20 protein-coding genes and 1 tRNA gene are annotated in these 18,350 nt (G+C 68.9%); 11 read left to right on the forward strand and 10 right to left on the reverse strand.

Going from position 1 to position 18,350, the window contains the following annotated elements:
- The first annotated feature begins 257 nt into the window (after window positions 1–257).
- Window positions 258–821, forward strand: coding sequence for a DJ-1/PfpI family protein (locus DS843_RS04745; RefSeq protein WP_149467742.1), 564 nt, complete (start codon window positions 258–260; stop codon window positions 819–821).
- Window positions 822–971: 150 nt separating this feature from the next.
- Here the strand turns inward: DS843_RS04745 and DS843_RS04750 are convergent, their stop codons facing one another.
- Window positions 972–2,918 (reverse strand): sensor histidine kinase, encoded by a 1,947-nt coding sequence (locus DS843_RS04750; RefSeq protein ID WP_149467743.1) that lies wholly within the window; start codon window positions 2,916–2,918, stop codon window positions 972–974.
- 202 nt (window positions 2,919–3,120) lie between these two features.
- Here DS843_RS04750 and DS843_RS04755 point away from each other — a divergent pair, with 202 nt between their 5' ends.
- The 5 genes from DS843_RS04755 to DS843_RS04775 all read left to right on the forward strand — a co-directional run bounded on the left by DS843_RS04755 (window position 3,121) and on the right by DS843_RS04775 (window position 7,424).
- Window positions 3,121–3,789: a sulfite oxidase-like oxidoreductase gene (locus DS843_RS04755; RefSeq protein WP_149467744.1), complete on the forward strand. Its 669-nt coding sequence runs from the start codon at window positions 3,121–3,123 to the stop codon at window positions 3,787–3,789.
- A gap of 214 nt (window positions 3,790–4,003) precedes the next feature.
- Window positions 4,004–5,728, forward strand: coding sequence for a 2-oxoacid:acceptor oxidoreductase subunit alpha (locus DS843_RS04760; RefSeq protein WP_149467745.1), 1,725 nt, complete (start codon window positions 4,004–4,006; stop codon window positions 5,726–5,728).
- 20 nt (window positions 5,729–5,748) lie between these two features.
- A complete protein-coding gene (locus tag DS843_RS04765; RefSeq protein ID WP_149467746.1) occupies window positions 5,749–6,591 on the forward strand; it encodes a 2-oxoacid:ferredoxin oxidoreductase subunit beta in 843 nt (280 codons plus the stop codon).
- Window positions 6,588–7,121 (forward strand): ferritin-like domain-containing protein, encoded by a 534-nt coding sequence (locus DS843_RS04770; protein ID WP_149467747.1) that lies wholly within the window; start codon window positions 6,588–6,590, stop codon window positions 7,119–7,121. Before DS843_RS04765 ends, DS843_RS04770 begins: the two co-directional genes overlap by 4 nt.
- 99 nt (window positions 7,122–7,220) lie before the next feature.
- A complete protein-coding gene (locus tag DS843_RS04775) occupies window positions 7,221–7,424 on the forward strand; it encodes a DUF1289 domain-containing protein (protein WP_149467748.1) in 204 nt (67 codons plus the stop codon).
- A gap of 8 nt (window positions 7,425–7,432) precedes the next feature.
- Here DS843_RS04775 and DS843_RS04780 read toward each other — a convergent pair whose 3' ends face one another.
- Window positions 7,433–7,900: a PA2169 family four-helix-bundle protein gene (locus tag DS843_RS04780; protein WP_149467749.1), complete on the reverse strand. Its 468-nt coding sequence runs from the start codon at window positions 7,898–7,900 to the stop codon at window positions 7,433–7,435.
- Between the two features lie 179 nt (window positions 7,901–8,079).
- Here DS843_RS04780 and DS843_RS04785 point away from each other — a divergent pair, with 179 nt between their 5' ends.
- Window positions 8,080–8,595, forward strand: a complete 516-nt coding sequence (locus DS843_RS04785; protein WP_149467750.1) for a YciE/YciF ferroxidase family protein — start codon at window positions 8,080–8,082, stop codon at window positions 8,593–8,595.
- Here the strand turns inward: DS843_RS04785 and DS843_RS04790 are convergent.
- Window positions 8,547–9,128 carry a YgjV family protein gene (locus DS843_RS04790; protein WP_149467751.1) on the reverse strand — a complete coding sequence of 194 codons (582 nt, stop codon included), beginning with the start codon at window positions 9,126–9,128 and terminating at the stop codon, window positions 8,547–8,549. The genes DS843_RS04785 and DS843_RS04790 overlap by 49 nt on opposite strands.
- Window positions 9,129–9,542: 414 nt before the next feature.
- Here DS843_RS04790 and DS843_RS04795 point away from each other — a divergent pair, with 414 nt between their 5' ends.
- On the forward strand, window positions 9,543–9,749 hold the full coding sequence (locus DS843_RS04795; protein WP_149467752.1) for a hypothetical protein: 207 nt from the start codon (window positions 9,543–9,545) through the stop codon (window positions 9,747–9,749).
- A gap of 63 nt (window positions 9,750–9,812) precedes the next feature.
- Window positions 9,813–9,992 (forward strand): hypothetical protein, encoded by a 180-nt coding sequence (locus DS843_RS04800; protein ID WP_149467753.1) that lies wholly within the window; start codon window positions 9,813–9,815, stop codon window positions 9,990–9,992.
- 62 nt (window positions 9,993–10,054) lie between these two features.
- Here the strand turns inward: DS843_RS04800 and DS843_RS04805 are convergent.
- Window positions 10,055–10,131, reverse strand: a tRNA-Arg gene (locus tag DS843_RS04805).
- A 170-nt stretch (window positions 10,132–10,301) separates the two neighbouring features.
- Between DS843_RS04805 and gpt the strand changes: the two genes are divergently transcribed.
- The gene (gene gpt, locus DS843_RS04810; RefSeq protein ID WP_149467754.1) at window positions 10,302–10,802 is read left to right on the forward strand and encodes a xanthine phosphoribosyltransferase; all 501 of its coding nucleotides are present in this window, start codon (window positions 10,302–10,304) and stop codon (window positions 10,800–10,802) included.
- Between the two features lie 58 nt (window positions 10,803–10,860).
- Here gpt and DS843_RS04815 read toward each other — a convergent pair whose 3' ends face one another.
- From DS843_RS04815 to DS843_RS04830, 4 genes are all read right to left on the reverse strand, one after another.
- Window positions 10,861–11,706 carry an ABC transporter permease gene (locus DS843_RS04815; RefSeq protein WP_286191934.1) on the reverse strand — a complete coding sequence of 282 codons (846 nt, stop codon included), beginning with the start codon at window positions 11,704–11,706 and terminating at the stop codon, window positions 10,861–10,863.
- On the reverse strand, window positions 11,703–12,650 hold the full coding sequence (locus DS843_RS04820; RefSeq protein WP_149467755.1) for an ABC transporter permease: 948 nt from the start codon (window positions 12,648–12,650) through the stop codon (window positions 11,703–11,705). Before DS843_RS04820 ends, DS843_RS04815 begins: the two co-directional genes overlap by 4 nt.
- Window positions 12,651–12,690: 40 nt before the next feature.
- Window positions 12,691–14,217 carry an ABC transporter substrate-binding protein gene (locus tag DS843_RS04825; protein ID WP_149467756.1) on the reverse strand — a complete coding sequence of 509 codons (1,527 nt, stop codon included), beginning with the start codon at window positions 14,215–14,217 and terminating at the stop codon, window positions 12,691–12,693.
- 99 nt (window positions 14,218–14,316) lie between these two features.
- Complete coding sequence (locus DS843_RS04830) at window positions 14,317–15,063, reverse strand: creatininase family protein (protein WP_149467757.1); 747 nt, start codon at window positions 15,061–15,063, stop codon at window positions 14,317–14,319.
- Window positions 15,064–15,228: 165 nt separating this feature from the next.
- On the opposite strand from DS843_RS04830, the gene DS843_RS04835 reads away from it, so the two are divergent.
- On the forward strand, window positions 15,229–16,761 hold the full coding sequence (locus DS843_RS04835) for a YifB family Mg chelatase-like AAA ATPase (protein ID WP_149467758.1): 1,533 nt from the start codon (window positions 15,229–15,231) through the stop codon (window positions 16,759–16,761).
- 18 nt (window positions 16,762–16,779) lie between these two features.
- On the opposite strand, the gene DS843_RS04840 is transcribed toward DS843_RS04835, so the two are convergent.
- Window positions 16,780–17,415 (reverse strand): HdeD family acid-resistance protein, encoded by a 636-nt coding sequence (locus DS843_RS04840; protein ID WP_286191935.1) that lies wholly within the window; start codon window positions 17,413–17,415, stop codon window positions 16,780–16,782.
- A gap of 137 nt (window positions 17,416–17,552) precedes the next feature.
- A complete protein-coding gene (locus tag DS843_RS04845; protein WP_149467759.1) occupies window positions 17,553–18,230 on the reverse strand; it encodes a LolA family protein in 678 nt (225 codons plus the stop codon).
- Window positions 18,231–18,350 lie beyond the last annotated feature (120 nt).

The following is an 18,350-nucleotide window of genomic DNA, read 5'->3' on the forward strand; positions in this document are numbered from 1 at the left end:
CCGGATGCCCTGCCGGACGGCGGGGAAGCGGCATTGCAGTGCGGAATAAGCCATTGACTTGGGACCTCGTTGCCGCCACTTGTGTTCCATGCTCACCACAAACCGATCAGGGGCGTGACCGCCCCCCCGCCGGAACTCATTTGACGAGGGCCGGCTGCGGGTCCCACCGCCGCGCAAAACCTTGCGCGGCGTGCGCCGTTTCATTTCCCCGACGGCGGCCCGCACACACTGGTTGAACGATGAAAGGACAAGACAGTATGGATCAACCCCTCGCAGGAAAGAGCATTGCCATTCTCGTCGCCAACGGCTTTGAGGAACTGGAGATGACGGAGCCGCAGCGGGCTCTCCTCAAGACCGGCGCTACTCTTCGTACGATTTCCCCCGAGCAGGGTCTGGTGAACGGCTGGCACGGCAAGTCCTGGGGCCATTACTTCCCGGTGGACAAGCAGGTCGGCGAGGTTCTGGGTGCCGACTATGACATGCTGCTGCTGCCGGGTGGCGAGCGCAGCGTCACCAAGCTCCAGCAGAGCGCCCACACCCGCCGCATCGTCGGCCATTTCCTGGACGCCGGCAAGCCGATCGCCGCGATCGACCAGGGCATCCAGCTCCTCGCCATCCCGGGCAAGCTGAAGGGCCGCACGCTGACCGCTCCCGAGGCCATCCGCGCCGAGCTGGAAGCCGCCGGCGGCACGATCAGCGACGAGTCCCTGGTGGTCGACAACGTGACCATCACCGCGCTGGGCCACGACGAACTGGCCGCCTTCGTCGAGCAGGTCGTGAAGGTCTTCTCCGAGGCCGCCGCCGTCCGCAAGGCCGCCTGAGGGTCTTCCCAAAGGGTCTTAAGGAACCGCGTTTCGGCAAGAGGCCCGTCTTTCCTGCGAGACATGTCTTGTTGGTCCACGGCCGCCGCGCTGCCAAGCGCGCGCGGCCGTTGCGCGTTTCAGGACCCGCGTTTCAGGGTTTCGTTTCCATCACATGGTGCCGCCGACCCGGCAAGGCGGGAAGGTCAGGCGCACGGTCGTGCCGGCCCCGACGCGGCTGTCGATGTGGAAGGTGCCGCCGTGCAGCGCGATCAACGCGCGGGTCAGCGGCAGACCCAGGCCGGAGCCCCGCTCCGCCGTCCGGTCGCGCCCGTGCACCTGCCCGAAGGCGTCCAGCGCCACCGGGATTTGTTCGGGCCTCATGCCGATGCCGTTGTCGGCGACGGTCAGGGCGATGCCGCCCTCCGCCGTCCGTTCCGCGCGCACCCGCACATGACCGCCGTCGGGGCGGGCGAACTTGATGGCGTTGCCGATCAGATTGGTCAGCATCTGCCGGATCTGCGAGGCGTCGCCGCGGAGGCTCGGCAGGTCGTCCGGGATCTCCATGCACAGCGTGACCGCGGCCTCGGACGCCCGCGGCTGCATCATGCCGAAGGTCAGGTCGACCAGCAGGGAGAGGTTGCAGGCCTCCTCGTGCAGGTCCATCCGCCCCGCTTCGATCCGCGCGAGGTCGAGGAGGTTGTTGATGAGGTCCAGCATATAGACCCCCGCCGCCGCGATCTGCCCGGCATAGTCGCGGTAGCGCGGGTTGTTCGGCCCCATCATCTCGTCATGGATGATCTGGGCGAAGCCGAGCACGGCGTTCAGCGGCGTACGCAGCTCGTGGCTCAGATGGTGGACGTAGTCGGACTTGCGCTGGTTGGCCTGCTCGGCCTCGTCGCGGGCGGCGCTCAGTTCCGCCTCCCGGGCCTTCAGGTCGGTGATGTCGGCGCGGATGCCCACCGTGCCGCCGTCATGGGTCCGCCATTCCTCGATGCGAATCCAGCGTCCGTCGTGAAGCTGCACCTCCATGGGCGGGCCGGCGTTGCGGTGCTGCTCGATGCGCTGCCCGATCCAGTCCTCCAGGTTCCCGCCCGGCACGCGGTAGATGCCCCGCGACGCCCCGCCGCGCAGCACCGTCTCGAAATCGGTGCCCGGCGCGATGAGGTCGGTGTTGACCGAAAACAATTCGCGGAAGCGCGCGTTGCACAGCACCAGCCGGTCTTGGGCATCGTACAGAACAAAGCCCTCGGTGATGCATTCGATGGCGTCGGACAGCAGATGGTGGGCGCGCCGGGCGGAGCCTTCGGCCTGCACCCGCTCGGTGACGTTGCGGATGCTGCACATCACGCGGTCGCTGTCGGGCAGCGCGACCAGCCGCGCCTCGAAGGATTTTTCGGTCCCGGCCAGACCGCCTCCCATCTGTCCCGAAGGCGGCGGCAGGGCGAAGTCCAGCCCGATGACCATCTGCCCTTCGTTCAGCCGCCCCAGCGCCGCGGCCAGCAGGCCGGCGGCGGGTTCGGGCAGCACCTCCTGCACGCGGTGGGCCAGGAAGCGTTCGGCGGGGACGTTCAGGTCGCCGGGGCTGGCCGCGGCGAAATCCAGGATCGTGCCGTCCCGCAGCAGTTCGAACCGGATGTCCGGGTAGGCGTAGGAGAGCGCGATGAGCTGTTCGTTCAGCCGCATCATCTCCTGCCGCGCGCCGCTGTCGGCGGGCGCCTCGGCCAGGATCAGCCCCGCCGGGCGCGGCGCCGGGGACAGCCGAAGCTCCACCTCCACGGGCAGGGTCAGGGGGGCGTGGATGGTCGCCCGCACCTCCAGCGTCCGCCCCGCGGCGGCCTGCTCCAGCGCATCGGAGGGCCGGCCGCCCAAAGCGATCCGGACGGCGGCGGCGGGCGCGTCGCGTTCCAGCCCGATCAGCGCGCGGGCGGCGGCGTTCATCCAGACGGCCAGGCCGTCGGCGTGGATCAGCCACAGGGGCATGGCGAGCGCATCCAGCCAGTCCAGTCCAGCCAACTCCATCCCGGCCATCTCCAGCTTGGCCATCTCCAGCTTGGCCATCTCCAAACCCGAGGGCGCCGCATCGGAGTGCGGGGCGATGGGCAGGACGGTGGTCATGGGCGGCAACATGGCTGGTACTGCATGGCCGACATGCTATCAGAGCAGGGCGGGGCGTGAACAGGGGAAGGATCGGCGGGAATTCAGCCTTTTGCACCGAAAAATCCCGGCATCGCCGCTGACACCGGCCTGCATCCATGCATAATTCCGCCGATTACTCCCGCAGATCTCGAGATCTCGCTTGGCAAGGCAGAGGACTCCCATGGCGGACGATATCCCGCAGGACGGGCAAATCCACGACACGCTGATCGCCACCAAGCAGCAATGGGCGCGGGACGGCCGGGGCCTGACCGGGGAAACCGGCGATCCGGCGCGCGACCGGCTGCCGCCGGGCCAGCGGCTGGTGGAGAGCTGGCCGGTGCTCGACCTCGGCATCGTGCCGCGGGTGACGGAGGCGAACTGGACCCTGACGGTGGACGGGCTGGTCGAGAATCCCGTCACCTGGAGCTGGACGGATTTCCAGGCGCAGCCGCGGGAGAGCGTCGTCTCCGACATCCATTGCGTCACCACATGGTCGCGCTACGACAACCGTTGGGAGGGCGTGTCCACGCGGCGCCTGCTGTCGGTCGTGCGGCCCCGTCCGGAGGCGCGCTTCGTCCTCTGCCACTCCTCGGACGGCTACACCACCAACCTGCCGCTGGACGCCTTCGCGGCGGAGGACGCGCTGCTCGCCACCGCCTGGGAAGGCCAGCCGATCAGCCGCGACCACGGCGGCCCCGTCCGAGTCGTCGTGCCGAAGCTCTATTTCTGGAAAAGCGCCAAGTGGGTGAAGCGAATCGAGCTGCTGGCGGAGGACCGCCGCGGCTATTGGGAGGTCCGCGGCTATCACAACGACGCCGACCCCTGGAAGGAAGAACGCTACACCGAATAGCGCCCGGACAAACGGCCATTCCGGCCCGACAACAATCGGCGCAAAGGGATGGCCGGTGACCGGGCAAGACTTGGTCGGACCAATCCAGGGCGCAACTTGTGAAAATCGCGACGTCATTCGTCCGATTTGCGCCAGATCATTCCCCTGTTCCGCAATGCTGAAGTAGCCGTACGGGCGTCGGGCGACTCACATTCGGACGCAAGGGATTAACCATATGACAGTGGACTCGGTCACGATTGCCCTGGTGGGCAGCGGTGGCGCCGGCGCGATGACCGCCGGACAGATGCTGCTGGATGCCGCCGCCAACGTGGGATGGTACGGTTTGATGTCGCGGTCCACCGGCCCGCAGATCCGTGGCGGTGAAGCCGCCGCCCTCGTTCGCCTGTCGCCGACACCCGTTCACGGTCCGGGGGACCGCTTCGACATCATCATCGCCTTCGACTGGCAGAATGTGGAACGCTTCGCGGCGGAACTGCCCCTGTCGGACAAGAGCGTCATCATAACCGATCCCAGCCAGGGTGAGGTGCCCGCGGTCCTCGCCGCCAGCGGCGCCCGCCAGATGGAGCTGCCGATCAAGGAACTGGCCGGGCGCATCCCCGGCGGGCGCGTCAACATGGTGGGCCTCGGCGCCGTCGCGGCGGTCATCGGCCTGCCGCGCGCCGGCATCGACGCGGTGATCCAAAAGGCGCTGGGCAAGAAGGGCGAGGCCGCCATCCAGGCGTCCAACGCCGGCATCGACGCCGGTGCGAAGGAAGCCGCGGGCTGGAACCTGGGCCTGGAACTGGCCGCCCCGTCGAAGCAGGACGGCGCCGTCCGCTGGAACATTTCCGGCAACGAGGCCGCCGGGCTGGGTGCCTTGAAGGGCGGGGTGAAGTTCTGCGCCGCCTACCCGATCACGCCCGCGACCGAGATCCTGGAATGGCTGGCCCCCAACCTCGCCAAGACCGGCGGCAAGCTGGTCCAGGCGGAGGATGAGCTGGCCTCCATCGCCATGTGCCTGGGCGCTTCCTTCAGCGGCGTGCCCTCGATCACCGCGACCGCCGGCCCCGGCCTGTCGCTGATGACCGAATGCATCGGCCTGGGCGTGGCGTCCGAAACTCCGGTGGTGATCGTCGACGTGCAGCGCGGCGGCCCCTCCACCGGCATCCCGACCAAGTCCGAACAGTCCGACCTGAACATCGCCGTCTACGGCCTGCACGGCGACGCCCCGCATCTGGTGGTCGGCCCGACCTCCATCGGCGACTGCCTGTTCACCACCCAGTGGGCGGTGCATCTGGCCGAAGCCCTTCAGACCGTCGCCATCGTGCTGTCCGATCAGGCGATGGGCCAGTCCCGCGCCATCGTGGACAAGCCGGCGGACGCCCCCTACAAGGCGAACCGCCTGCTGGCCGCCGATCTCGGCGGCGAGAGCAAGTATCTGCGCTACGCCAACACCGAATCGGGCATCTCCCCCGCCGCCATCCCCGGCATGCCGGGCGGCGAGCACACCGCCGACGGTCTGGAGCACGCCGAGAACGCCCTGCCCTCCTCGCAGGCGTCCGATCACCAGAAGCAGCTCGACAAGCGCCTGCGCAAGCTGACCTCCTACGACTACGGCGACGCCTGGGCCGACATTGAGGGCGAGGGCGAGATCGCCGTCGTCACCTGGGGCTCCGCCACCGGCCCGTCGCGCGAGGCGGTGCGCCGGCTGGAGGCCGCCGGCACGAAGGCCCGGCTGGTCGCCATCCGCCTGATCTCCCCGGTCCAGCCGGCCAAGCTGGCCGCGGCTCTGGACGGCGTCACGAAGGTCCTGGTCGTCGAGCAGACGCACGGCGCCCAGTTCCACAAGTTCCTCCGCGGGCATTACGACCTGCCGGGCGAGGTGTCGGTGTTCAGCCGCCCCGGCCCACTGCCGATCCGCGCGCGTGAGGTTCACGAGACGCTTCTTTCCCTGATCTGACCGGCCGGAGCACGAAATCCATGGATACCCATCTGTCCGACGATGCCGTGGCCCCGGTGCCCGGCGACTACAAGTCCGACGTGAAGCCCATCTGGTGCCCCGGCTGCGGCGACTATTCCGTGCTGGCCGGCATCACCCGCGCCATGGCGAACATGGGGCTGGAGCGCCACAACACCGTCGTGGTGTCGGGCATCGGCTGCTCGTCGCGCATTCCCGCCTACACCAGCGTCTACGGCTACCACACCGTGCATGGCCGTTCGCTGGCCGTGGCGTCCGGCGTGAAGCTGGCCCGGCCCGAGCTGAACGTGCTGATCTTCGGCGGCGACGGCGACGGCTTCTCGATCGGCGGCAACCACTTCCTGCACGCCTGCCGCCGCAACGTGGACATGACCTACATCGTCATGGACAACCAGGTCTACGGCATGACCAAGGGCCAGGCCTCGCCGACCACCGAGGCCGACTGGTGCGAATCGAAACTGACCCCGGAAGGCCCGGGCGTCAACCCGATCCAGCCGGTCGCGCTGGCTCTGGCCTGCGGCGCGAACTTCGTCGCCCGCGGCTTCTCCAACGACCCGAACGAGGTCGCCCGCCTGATCGTGGAGGGCGTGAAGCACCCCGGCTTCTCGGTCATCCACATCCTGTCCCCCTGCGTCACCTTCCGCCCCGAGCAGCGCGGCTGGAAGAGCACGGTCCATCCCTATGGCCGCGAGCCGACGGACGACCCGAACGAGGCGATGCGCGCCGTCCTGGAGGACGACGGGTTCGGCCTCGGCATCTTCCTCGCCGGCAACCGCCGTCCGTTCCAGCCGGAATCGGCGGCCACCCGCAGCATCGCCCAGATCGAAGAGGGGTTCGCGGTATGAAGACGAAAGTTCTGAACGGGGCCTCCAACGTCGGCATGTTCCTGGCCCACGCGCTGGAGCTGGAGATCGAGGCGGTGGACCGCTACAACGAGCTGGCCGACAGCATGGAGTCCCACAACAATGTGGAGGTCGCCAAGCTGTTCCGCGATCTGGCCACCTACTCGGCCAAGCACGCCGAAGAGGTGAAGCAGCTCGCCCGCGAGTACGGCTCGCTGCCGAAGGTCGCCCCCTGGGAGTTCCAGTGGGACGCCACCAAGGAGTCGCCGGAGGCTGCGGCTTTCGAGAACGCCCATTATCTGATGAAGCCGCACCACGCGCTGAAGATGGCGCTGCTCAGCGAGCATCAGGGCAACAACTACTACGCCTCGGTCGCCGCCGAGACGAAGGACCCGGAGGTCGCCCGCCTCGCCCGCGAGTTCGCGGACGAGGAGGCCGGCCACGTCGAGCTGGTCCGCAAATGGCTGGAGCGCTACCCGGCCCCGAAGGACGACTGGTCGGACGATCCCGATCCGCCCAACATTTCCGACTGAGGCGATTGGGCCAAAAGCGTTTGGGATTGAGGCGGAGCACCGCCGGATGGTAAGGACGGGACGGCCCAGCGCCGTCCCGTTTCCTTTTGGCCTTTGGTAATGACCGACGGAATCCCCGACACCGCGCCCGCCGTTCTCGTCCCGTCCCCCTGCATCAGCGTGTGCAAGCTGACCGCCGACCGTGCCTACTGCATCGGCTGCCTGCGCACGCTGGAGGAAATCCGCGGCTGGAAGCACATGGACGCCGACCAGAAGCGCGCCCTGCTGGCCGATCTGGAAAACCGGCGGGCCGCCGCCGAGTAAGTCCCCCGTCAGGCCGCCGCGCCGCGCAGCATCGTCATGCGGTCGCGGTCGGCCCGGATGCGGTCCAGATGCTGAACCGCCACGGCGGTGATCGGCAAGGGCAGCTCCTTCGCCAGGGCGTCCTCATAGGCGCGGACGCATTCGGACTCCCCGCGCTGCACCTCGGCCAGGATCGCCTCGCGGTTCTGGCCCAGCACATTGGTCTTCAATTCCAGGAAGAAGCGGTGCGCGCCGCCCATAACGGTGCCGCCCATGTCCGGTGCTCCGCCCTGTTCGGCGACCAGACGCTGCACCTCCCGCACGATGGCGCCGCGCTGGGCGGCCAGATCGTTGAACAGGGCCTTCAAATCCTCGTCTTCCAAGCTTTCCGCGGCCTGACGATAGGCTTCGTGGCTGTCCTCGACGATCCGGATCAGATCGTTGAGAGTGTCCACGATCTGGTCTTTACCCATCTTGGCCGGTTCATTTGCCGACATGGCCGGTCCCTCCCCTGGCAGGCTGCCCGTTCGGTTGGACAACCTCCCGCCCCGGTGAAGGTTCCTTGATGCTTCCGGGGCGCGCTTTCGAGCTGCCCCATGGTGACGAAGCGCCCCCCGCCCTGTTGTCGCGTCATCCCCGAAGGACTGATCCGATAACGCAACGAGGGAGAGGACCTGTGGCCAACACCATCAAGGAAACCCTGATCGACTGGCTGCGCGACGCCCACGGCATGGAAAGCCAGGCGGTCGAGATGCTGGAACGGCAGGCGGAGCGCATCAAGAACTACCCGGAAATCCTCGCCAAGGTGCAGGAGCACATCGAGGTGTCGAACCGGCAGGCCGACCGGCTGAAGCAGTGCCTGCAACGTCTGGGCACCGACACCTCGGCCATCAAGACCGGCGTCGCCATGCTGATCGGCAACGCCCAATCGCTGTCCGGCGTCGTCGCGTCGGACGAAATCGTGAAGGCGTCGATCTTCGACTATTCCTTCGAGCATTTCGAGATCGCCAACTACCGCGCCCTGATCGCCGCGGCGGAGCAGGCCGGTGAGCCGGAAATCGCCCGGATGCTTCAGCCGAGTCTGGACGAGGAGCTGGAGATGGCCGCGTGGCTGGAGCAGCGCCTGCCGCAGCTTACCAAGACCTATCTGGAGCGCCGGGAAACCGCGGGCGTCGCGGAAGCCAAGCGCTGACCGATGCCGTAACGGGGCGGGCCGTCGCGCCACAGGCTGAACAGGTGCCCGGACAGGGTCATGGCGTCCGACGCCAGCCCGAAGGCCGAGCCGGCCAACGCGTTGTGGCCCGCCCCGACCACCGTGGAGGACAGGAAGAACAGCCGCATCCGCCCGACCCGGCTCTGCCAGCGGCCGATGGTGCCCAGAACGAATCCCGCCGCCGACAGGGCGGACATCGGACCCTGCCATGTCGCCGCGGCGACGGCCAGCGCCGCCGGAACGGTCAGGGCGAAGACGGCGCCCAACCAGCGCGGGCGCCGCTCCGGATAGGCGGTCGCCATCTGCACGAGGCCAAGCGCGCACATCAGCATGCCGGTGCGGGCATCCAGAGCGAAGAAATGGACGACGAACAGCGCGCTGGCGCCGGCCTGCGCGGCCAGGATCGCCCGCCGGTCCTGAAGCAGGGTGGACAGAACGCCCAACGCCAGACCGGCAAGCCCGGTCGCCGCGATCAGCGACAGGGACGGCAGGTGGTGCAACAGGAAAATCATGAAACGTGCCTTTGTCCTTCGGAACGGGCCGCTCGGAATGGAGCCCTCGGAATGCTGCGGCGCAGCAAAAGGCCGCAGCGAAGGGGGCGGACGCTAGGCGCGGATGGTTAACCGGCTGTGAATCGGGGTGTGATCAAGAGTGGCCGTCCCGCTCCTTGCCGGTTGTCCGGGCTAGGGACAAAAAGACTTGAATGCCAAGGAGTTCGCGGCATGGTCCTGACCATGGGCATACCCCCCTGGTCAGGGGCACCCCATGGGCATTTCACTTTTGCGACGTTTCCCCGGAAAGGCCGGGCGGTCATTCTTCGCACCGCAAGATGACACGCCCAACGACACACGCTCTCGACGCCGTGCCTTCCCGAAACGCCGTGCCTGAGACGCCTCTGGATTAAGACGCTCTGGATGAGATGCCCTATGACCCAGCTGACGAAACGGGACGCCGCACGCTTTCCCGCGCCACCGACCTGTTGCCATTGCGGGCTGCCCTTGCGGGCCGGGGAGCCGCATTGGGCCGGCGACGCCGAGAACCGCCCCTGGCACTACAGTTGCGCCGAGCGGGCGGGCCTGACCATGTCCTGGACACGGGTCCGGCACCGCCGCGCGATGGTGGCGGGTGCCTGAAACACACCGCGCTCATCGACCACCGCGTTCATCGACCACCGCGTTCATCAAAGGAGGGAATGTATGAAGGGAACACCGCACAGCGTCTGGCTGTCTATGGCCAACCGGTCGGCGAATCAGGCGATCGGCTTTTGGACCGGGCTGGTCGGCGCCGCCGCCCGGCGCAACCAGACGGCCCTGCTCAACGCGATGACCAAACCGCCGAAGGCGAAGCGTCCGGCGCGGAAAAAGAAAAGCCGCTGATGCAACCGCCGGAAAGCAGAAAAGCCGCCCAAGGGCGGCTTTCTTGTGCAATCCAGAAGGAATGGCGCGCCCGAAGAGATTCGAACTCCTGACCCCCAGATTCGTAGTCTGGTGCTCTATCCAGCTGAGCTACGGGCGCTTTTCCTTTTGTCTTCCCGGCGGCGGCGGTGACCGTCCGTCGTCGAGGCGCGCAACTTACTCAAAAGGATTCCGGGCTGCAAGACCTTTTTTCGCCCTTTCACGCGGTCGATTGCCCGGCGGTGGGGCTTGGGTTATAAGCGGCGCACGTTTCTTTCGGAGTTCCTAGCCGTGCCAGAAGCCGTTCCGTTCAACAAGCACTTCCCCGTGTCGTGGGAGGAGCTTCACCGCAACGCCAAGGCGTTGGCCTGGCGCCTGATCGACAAGGGTCCGTGGAAGGGCATCATCGCCATCACCCGCGGCGGACTCGTCCCGGCAGCCATCATCGCGCGCGAGCTGGAGCTGCGCCTGATCGACACCGTCTGCGTCTCCAGCTACGACCATCAGAACCAGCGCGAGGCGATGGTGCTGAAGGGCGTGGAGGGCGCCAACGCCGGGGAAGGCGAAGGCTGGCTGATCATCGACGATCTGGTCGACACCGGCAAGACGGCGGTGGTCGTGCGCAAGATGCTGCCCAAGGCGCATTTCGCCACCGTCTACGCCAAGCCGGCGGGCCGCCCGCTGGTTGACACCTTCATCACCGAGGTGAGCCAGGACACCTGGATTCACTTCCCCTGGGACATCGAGCTGCAATTCTCCCAGCCGATCGCCAAGCAGCACCGCAACGGCTGACCGTCCAGCCACTTGACACAAGGCCATGCGCCTTGTGTCAAGTGGCAGACTGTCAAGTCTACAGCAGCCCCGCCGAGCGGTGGCGCGGGTCCAGCACGTCGCGCAGCCCGTCGCCCAGCAGGTTCAGCCCCAGCACCGTGACCGCGATGGCCGCCCCCGGAAAGATCGCCTGGAGGGGGGCCGTGAACAGGAAGGTCTGCGCGTCGCCCAGCATCTTGCCCCAGGAGGGCGAGGGCGGCTGGATGCCCAGGCCGAGGTAGCTCAGCGCCGCCTCGTTCAGCACGGCCACGGCGAACAGCACCGTCCCCTGGACGATCACCACCCCGGCGATGTTGGGCAGCACATGCACCAGCGTCACCGACAGAGGCCCGCGCCCCAGCGCCAGCGCGGCGCGCACGAAGTCCCGCCGCCAGACGGCCAGCGCCGCCCCGCGCGCCACCCGCGCGAAGACCGCGGCGTTGAACAAGCCCAGCGCCAGCACGACGTTCACCGCCCCCGCCCCCAGAACGGCGGTCAGCAGGATCGCGGTGAGCACCGCGGGAAAGGCGAACAGCAGGTCGCCCAGCCGGGCCACCGCCTCGTCCCCCCAGCGCCCCCAGGCGGAGGCCGCCAGCCCAAGCGGCACGCCCAGAACCGCCCCCAGAGCCACCGCCGCCGCCCCGACGGCCAGGGAATTGCGGGCGCCGACCAGGATCATCGACAGCGCGTCCCGCCCGAAATGGTCGGTGCCCAGCCAGTGGACCGGCCCCGGCGGGCGCAGCCGGGCGACCACCCGCACCTGCTCCGCCGGAAAGGGCGTCCAAACCAGGGACAGCAGCGCCGCCCCCACCACCAGCGCGGTAAGGAGCCCGCCCAGAAGCAGGCTGACCGGAAGACGCCGCAATCTTCTCATGAGCCGCGTCATGCCTGGACCCTCGGGCGCGGGTCGATGGCGGCGCAGGCGATGTCCACCAGCGCGTTGACCGCCACCACCGTGACCGCCAGCAGCACGACGACGCTCTGCACCACGATCAGGTCGTGCTGGCCGATGGCCTGATAGAGCAGCCGCCCCAGCCCCGGCAGGGTGAAGACGTTCTCCACCACCACCGCCCCGGCGACGAGGAAGGAGAATTGCAGGCCCAGGATGGTGGCGACCGGGATCAGCGCGTTCGGCAGCACATGGCGGCGCAGGACGGCGCGGCGCGGCAGTCCCTTGGCGACCGCCGTGCGCACATACTCCTCCCGCAGCGTGTCGAGCGCCGCGGTGCGGGTGATGCGGGCGAGGATCGCCGCCTCCGGCAGGGCCAGAGCCACGGCGGGCAGAAGCAGCGCCTTCAGCGCCGGTCCCGCCCCGGCCTCCCACCCCGGAAAGCCCCCGGCGGAGAACCAGCCGAGCCGCACGGAAAACAGCAATATCAACAGGATGGCGAACCAGAAGCCGGGCACCGCGATGCCCATCTGCCCGAAGGCCATGACCGCCCAATCCCCCGCCCGCCCCTGCCGCCCGGCGGCGAACAGGCCCAGCGGGATGGCGACCCCCGCCGACAGAACCAGCGCCAGCGCCGCCAGCGGCAGCGTGACGGCCAGCCGGTCGGCGACCAGCCCGGCGACCGGGCGCGCGTAGGTCAGGCTGGTCCCGAAATCCCCGCCCAACATGCCGCCCACCCAGCCGGCGTAGCGGACGGGCCAGGGCCGGTCCAGCCCCATCTGGGCGCGCAGGGCGGCCACCGCCTCCGGCTGCGCGCTGGTGCCCAACATGACCAAGGCGGGGTCGCCGGGGATCGCCTCCAGCACGGCGAAGACCGCCAGCGTGGCCAGCCACGCCGTCAGCGCCAGGGTCAGCAGACGGCGCACCAGGAAGGCCAGCACGCGGCTCAGCCCCCGATCGGTCCGGTCCGGCCGCGCCGGATCACTTCCACCGGACGCCCGTCACGTCGTTAGCCTGGATCGGGCGGTTGACCCACATGCCCTGCACCGCCGACTTCTGCACGGTGGCCGAAGGCAGCATGAAGAGGAAGCCGTTCACCGCGTCCTCGGCCAGGATGCGCTGCTGCTCGCCGTAGAGGGCGTTGCGCTTGGCGGTATCCTGGGTGCGGTCCAGTTCCGCCCCCACGGCGTCGAAACGCTCGCTCCGGTAGTTGAAGTAATAGTCGGGCCGCCCGTAGATGTCGATGTCCAGCGGCTCCGTGTGGGCGATCAGGGTCAGGTCGTAATCCTTGCCCTTGAACACCTTCTCCAGCCAGGGCGCCCATTCCATCGGTTCCACCTTCACGCGGATGCCGACCTCCGCCAGCATGGCGGCGATCAGTTCGCCGGAGCGGCGGGCGTAGATCGGCGGCGGCAGGCGCAGCGTCGTCTCGAACCCCTCCGGATGGCCGGCCTCGGCCAGCAGAGCCTTCGCCTTGTCCGGGTCGTAGGGGTAGAGGCCGGTCAGGTCGACATAGCCGGCGCGGTGCGGCGGGAAGTGGCTGCCGATGGCGGCCCCGTTGCCGAACAGAACCCCATCGATCAGCGTCTTGCGGTCGATGGCGTGGGCCATGGCCCGGCGCACCCGCACGTCGTCGAAGGGCTTGCGGGCGTTGTTGGTGCCGAGAATCGTCTCCCCTTCCGTCGTGCCGACCATGACGGTGAAAGCCCCGTCGTCGCGGAACTGGGGCAGCGCCTCGTAGGTGTCGAACTGCGGGAAGCTGTCGATGTCGCCGGCCTTCAGCGCGGCGACCTGCGCCGCCGGGTCGCTGATGAAGCGGAAGGTGACGCGCTCCAGCGCCGGCTTCGGCCCGTCGTAATCGGGGTTGCGCACCAGAACCACCCGGTCGCCGGCCACCCAGCGCTCGAACTTGAAGGGACCGGTGCCGACCGGGGTCTGCTTGTTGGTGCCCGCCGATTCCGGCGCCACGATGGCCGCGTCGCCCGACGCCATATGAAACAGGAACAGCCCGTCGGGCCGCGACAGGGTGACCACGACCGTCTGCGGGTTCGGCGCCTCCACCCCGGCGATGGCGGCGAAATAGCCCTTCTGCGCGTTGACCGACTCGGCGCCCCGCGCGCGGTCCAGCGAGAACTTGACGTCCGCCGAATCGGCGGCGGTACCATCGTGGAACGTCGCCCCCTTGCGCAGATGGAAGGTGTAGGTCAGCCCGTCCGCCGACACCTCCCACTTTTCCGCGAGGCCCGGCACGACCTTGCCTTCGGCGTCGATGCGGGTCAGCGGCTCGTACAGGTTGGCGTAGGTCACCTCGTCGATGGCCGCGGCGGCGCCCGCCGTGGGGTCGAGGTGCGGCGGCTCCAGCCGCATCCCGACCACCAGGTCAGTACGGGCCAGATCCGTACGAGGAGCGGCCTGCGCGAGGACCGGACCGGCGGCCAGCGCGCCGGCCAGCCCGAGGACCGCCCCCATGGTGATGGCGAGCGCGGCGCGCCTCCGGCGGTTCGGCATGACGGCTGTTCCCCCAATCGTTGTTTCGGCGCGGGATGATGCGGTGAAGCCCCGCCCAAGTTCAAGGCTGCAAGCGCGCCTTTCCGCTCGCTTTTCCGCTCAGGCCTCCGCCATGAAGGTGCCGTACTGCCGGGAAATCGCTTCCACCGCCGTCTCGAACAGGCGTTTGCCATGCTCCGGCGTGGCGAGGCCGGGGGCGGAGCCGATGCGCCCGTCCGGGTGACGTCGGCGGAAATCGCGGGCGTCGTAGAAGCCTCCGGGCGCGGCGGTCTCCGGGTCCATCGCCGCCGTCTTGATCGAGTCGGGATAGGCGAACTGGGTCAGCGACACCTCGCTGGGCGTGGCGTGGGAGCCTTCCCTGGCCCCGAACAGCTCCCGCGACAGGCGCGCGATCTCCTGGTTTTCCCACCAGTTGACCAGGGTGCAGCGCAGGTCCGGAGCCTCCCGGCCCCGCAGGGCGCGGTTCTCCGCGTAGATCTCGTAGAAGGCGGCGCGGACGGACGCGACGTTGCCGCCATGGCCGTTGACGAAGAAGAAGCGCTCGAACCCGTGCTCCGCCAGCGACATCACATAATCGCGCAGCAGGGCGATCAGGGTGGAGGGCTTCAGCGTCATGGAGCCGGCGAAGTCCATGTGGTGCACGGCCATGCCCACCGGGATGGTCGGCCCGACCATGGCCCCGGTGGCGTCGCCGACACCGCGCGCCACGACCTCGGCGCAGATGGCGTCGGTGCCGATCAGGCCGTTCGGCCCATGCTGCTCGGTGGAGCCGATGGGCATGATGATGCCCTTGGACGTCTTCAGGTAGGCCTCGGCCTCGGCCCAAGTGCTGAGAAGAAGCTGCACGGTCTCTGACCTTTGCTGATGTTCTGCTGACAAGGAGTGTAGGGCAGAGCGGCCCGACGCCCAAGGACGCTTGGCCGCAGAACGGCTCTGCGCGGCCCGTCGTTCTGGCATTTCCCGCCGCAGAGACATACAGTGGCGTGCATTTTTCAAGGCATGGCGTCTGGCATGGTTGCGCGGATCAACACGGTTGCGTTTCAGGGCATCGAGGTTCTGGACATCGACGTTCAGGTTCAGATGTCCGGCGGCATCGTCGCCTTCACCGTGGTCGGTCTGCCCGACAAGGCGGTGGCCGAGAGCCGGGAGCGGGTGCGGGCGGCGCTGCACGCGCTCGGCCTCGCCCTGCCGGCCAAGCGGATCACCGTCAACCTCGCCCCGGCGGACGTGCTGAAGGAGGGCAGCCATTTCGACCTGCCCATCGCGCTGGCTCTGCTGACCGTCATGGGCGTGCTGCCCGACCTGGAGATGAGCCGCTATTGCGCGCTGGGCGAACTGGCGCTGGACGGGGCGCTGACGCCGGTGGCCGGGGTTCTGCCCGCGGCCATCAACGCGCTGGCCCGCGACCGTGGGCTGATCTGCCCGGAAGCCTGCGGCGGAGAGGCCGCCTGGGCGGGCGAGGGGCTGGACGTGCTGGCGCCCGCCACGCTGCTGGCTCTCATCAACCATTTCCGTGGCCAGCAGGTGCTGACACGCCCACGCCCGCGCCTTCAGGAAAGCGCCGAGGCGCCGCTCGACCTGCGCGACGTGAAGGGGAACGAGACGGCCAAGCGCGCGCTGGAGGTCGCCGCCGCCGGATCGCACAATCTCCTGATGATCGGGCCGCCCGGCTCCGGCAAGTCGATGCTGGCGGCGAGGCTGCCGGGCCTGCTCCCGCCGCTCGACCCGGCGGAGGCGCTGGAGGTCTCGATGATCCACAGCGTCGCCGGGCTGCTGGAGGGGGGCCGGCTGCTGCGCCAGCGCCCCTTCCGGTCACCGCACCAATCGGCGAGCCTGCCCGCCCTGGTCGGCGGCGGATCGCGCGCCAAGCCCGGCGAGATCTCCTTGGCCCACAAGGGCGTGCTGTTCCTGGACGAGCTTCCCGAATTCCCCCGCGCCACGCTGGAGGCGCTGCGCCAGCCGCTGGAAACCGGGAAGGCGGTGGTCAGCCGGGTGAACCATCATGTCACCTATCCGGCGCGGGTGCAGTTGATCGCGGCCATGAACCCCTGCCGCTGCGGCCATCTGGACGACCCGTCGCTGGCCTGCGCCCGCGCGCCGAAATGCGCTGCGGACTACCAGTCGAAGATCAGCGGCCCGCTGTTCGACCGGATCGACCTGCACATCGACGTGCCCGCCGTCAGCCCCGCCGACCTCAGCCTGCCGCCGCCCGCGGAGGGCAGCGCCGACGTGGCCGCCCGCGTGGCGGTGGCGCGCGCCGTCCAGGCGGAGCGCTACGCCGGTTTCGGCCCCTTCCCCGAGGGCCGGGCGGTGCGCACCAACGCGGAGGCCGACGGCGAGTTGCTGGAGAAGGCCGCCGCCCCCGACCAGCCGGGCCGCGCCCTGCTGACCGAGGCGGCGGAGCGGCTGAAGCTGTCGGCCCGCGGCTACCACCGCGTCATGCGCGTTGCCCGCACGCTGGCCGACCTGGAAGGCGGAGGCGGCGTGCGCCGCCCGCACGTCGCGGAGGCGCTCGGCTACCGCCGCATCGCCCCCGGACGGTGAACCTTCAGACCGACGGCCTCACTCCGCCGCCACGGCGTTGCCGTGGTTGGAGTGGTGGTTGCGGTCGTTGTGGCAGCGGCGCAGGCGGAAGGCGGTGATGATGGCCAGCGCGCCGTAGGCGATCAGGAAGCTGCCCACGCCCAGGGCCAGGGCGAGCAGCCCCAGCGACGGCAGCACCCACATGCCCATGCCGAACAGAACCGACAGCGCGCCCGCCACGCCCCAGGCCCATTTGCCGTGGGTGCGGTGCATGCGCCACGCGGTCATGATCTTGGCGAAGCCGGTGATGACCGACCAGGCGGCGATCACGAAGACCAGGGCGAACAGGCTCGCCTCCGGCCACAGCAGGGCCACGGTGCCCGCCACCAGACTGACCACGCCGTCCAGGATGAAGGGCAGGCTGCGGTCCTGCGCGCGGGCGGCGCGGATGCCGCCGACGATGGCGAACAGCCCGTCCATCAGAAGATAGACCGCGAGGAGAATCGCCAGCGTGGCGACCGTCGCCCCCGGCAAAAGGAAGGCCAGCAGGCCGAGCATCACCGCCGCGGCCCCGCGCAGCGCCAGCGCCCACCAGTTGCGCGCCAGCAGATCGTTCATGCCCTGGACCCGCCGGGCCTCGTACATCGCCTCCGTCGCCAACCGATCCGTTGCCATGGCCCGTCTCCCCTTATCCGTTCGAGTGCACCGGACGCGGGTGACCGCGCCCGGTACATCACGGCAACAGGATCAGGACGACTTCGTTGCGGCGGCGAGTTGTCGCAGAGATGGGATTCGCGCGAAATCCGAGCGGATCAGTTGTTCCGCCCGTAATCACCCTTGCTGGGTTCGATGAAGTAGAAGAGCTTCGAATCGAACTGCACGCCCTCGCGCGGGTTCAGCAGGGCCACCTCGGTCGTCAGCCCCTGGGCGTCCAGCACCCGCCATTTGCGGAGCTGGAAGGGCCGGTCCTCGAACACCAGGGTCAGCGTGCCCTTGCCGGGGTCCTTGGTCTCGGTCAGGCTGATTTCCACCACGCCAGGCGCCTGATGGACGCCCGTCACCGTCACGTCGCCGGCCAGACGGATGTTCCGGCGCAGGATGAAGTCGGCCAGCGTGCTGCCGATGGGGGCGCTGGACTGCTGCCGCATCTCCCCGTCCCAATAGAAGATGAAGGCGCCGTCGGCGACGACGAAGTCCTTCACCGGCGGGTCGTATTCCAGCCGCATCCGGCCGGGACGCGACAGATAGAAGGTGCCGGCGGTCTGGTGCCCGTTCGGGGCGACCTGAACGAACTTCGATTGCAGCGTGCCGATGCCGTTCAGATAGCCTTCCGCCTGCGCCACCAGCGCCTGATCCTGAGCAGATAGGGCGGCGGCGCGCGGCGCGGCGAGTGCCGGCGCGGGGAATGCGCCCGTCATGGTGACGGAAACGGCGAGGGCGGCAACGGCGAGGGTGGCGGCGGCCAGGGTGCGGCGGAACACGGCTTTCATGATGCCTGCTTTTACCGGACGTTCCGGGCGGAAATGGGGCGTCGCGGCGCGGGTTCCAAGGATCGAGGAGTGCCTTCCCCTCCCCGATGTCCCCTGGACTGCCGCCGCTCCGCCGCAATC

It is taken from the genome of Roseomonas genomospecies 6 (assembly GCF_008365375.1).
Classification (GTDB): Bacteria; Pseudomonadota; Alphaproteobacteria; order Azospirillales; family Azospirillaceae; genus Azospirillum.

Bases quoted from the DNA above. Each gene is read 5' to 3' on its own strand.
- DS843_RS04795 (WP_149467752.1), top strand. From the start codon at position 9,543: ATGACCCAGCTGACGAAACGGGACGCCGCACGCTTTCCCGCGCCACCG.
- DS843_RS04770 (WP_149467747.1), top strand. From the start codon at position 6,588: ATGAAGACGAAAGTTCTGAACGGGGCCTCCAACGTCGGCATGTTCCTG.
- DS843_RS04790 (WP_149467751.1), bottom strand. From the start codon at position 9,128: ATGATTTTCCTGTTGCACCACCTGCCGTCCCTGTCGCTGATCGCGGCG.
- DS843_RS04845 (WP_149467759.1), bottom strand. From the start codon at position 18,230: ATGAAAGCCGTGTTCCGCCGCACCCTGGCCGCCGCCACCCTCGCCGTT.
- DS843_RS04750 (WP_149467743.1), bottom strand. From the start codon at position 2,918: ATGACCACCGTCCTGCCCATCGCCCCGCACTCCGATGCGGCGCCCTCG.
- DS843_RS04745 (WP_149467742.1), top strand. From the start codon at position 258: ATGGATCAACCCCTCGCAGGAAAGAGCATTGCCATTCTCGTCGCCAAC.
- DS843_RS04815 (WP_286191934.1), bottom strand. From the start codon at position 11,706: ATGACGCGGCTCATGAGAAGATTGCGGCGTCTTCCGGTCAGCCTGCTT.
- DS843_RS04800 (WP_149467753.1), top strand. From the start codon at position 9,813: ATGAAGGGAACACCGCACAGCGTCTGGCTGTCTATGGCCAACCGGTCG.
- DS843_RS04835 (WP_149467758.1), top strand. From the start codon at position 15,229: ATGGTTGCGCGGATCAACACGGTTGCGTTTCAGGGCATCGAGGTTCTG.
- DS843_RS04755 (WP_149467744.1), top strand. From the start codon at position 3,121: ATGGCGGACGATATCCCGCAGGACGGGCAAATCCACGACACGCTGATC.
- DS843_RS04840 (WP_286191935.1), bottom strand. From the start codon at position 17,415: ATGGCAACGGATCGGTTGGCGACGGAGGCGATGTACGAGGCCCGGCGG.
- DS843_RS04780 (WP_149467749.1), bottom strand. From the start codon at position 7,900: ATGTCGGCAAATGAACCGGCCAAGATGGGTAAAGACCAGATCGTGGAC.
- DS843_RS04775 (WP_149467748.1), top strand. From the start codon at position 7,221: ATGACCGACGGAATCCCCGACACCGCGCCCGCCGTTCTCGTCCCGTCC.
- DS843_RS04765 (WP_149467746.1), top strand. From the start codon at position 5,749: ATGGATACCCATCTGTCCGACGATGCCGTGGCCCCGGTGCCCGGCGAC.
- DS843_RS04825 (WP_149467756.1), bottom strand. From the start codon at position 14,217: ATGCCGAACCGCCGGAGGCGCGCCGCGCTCGCCATCACCATGGGGGCG.
- DS843_RS04760 (WP_149467745.1), top strand. From the start codon at position 4,004: ATGACAGTGGACTCGGTCACGATTGCCCTGGTGGGCAGCGGTGGCGCC.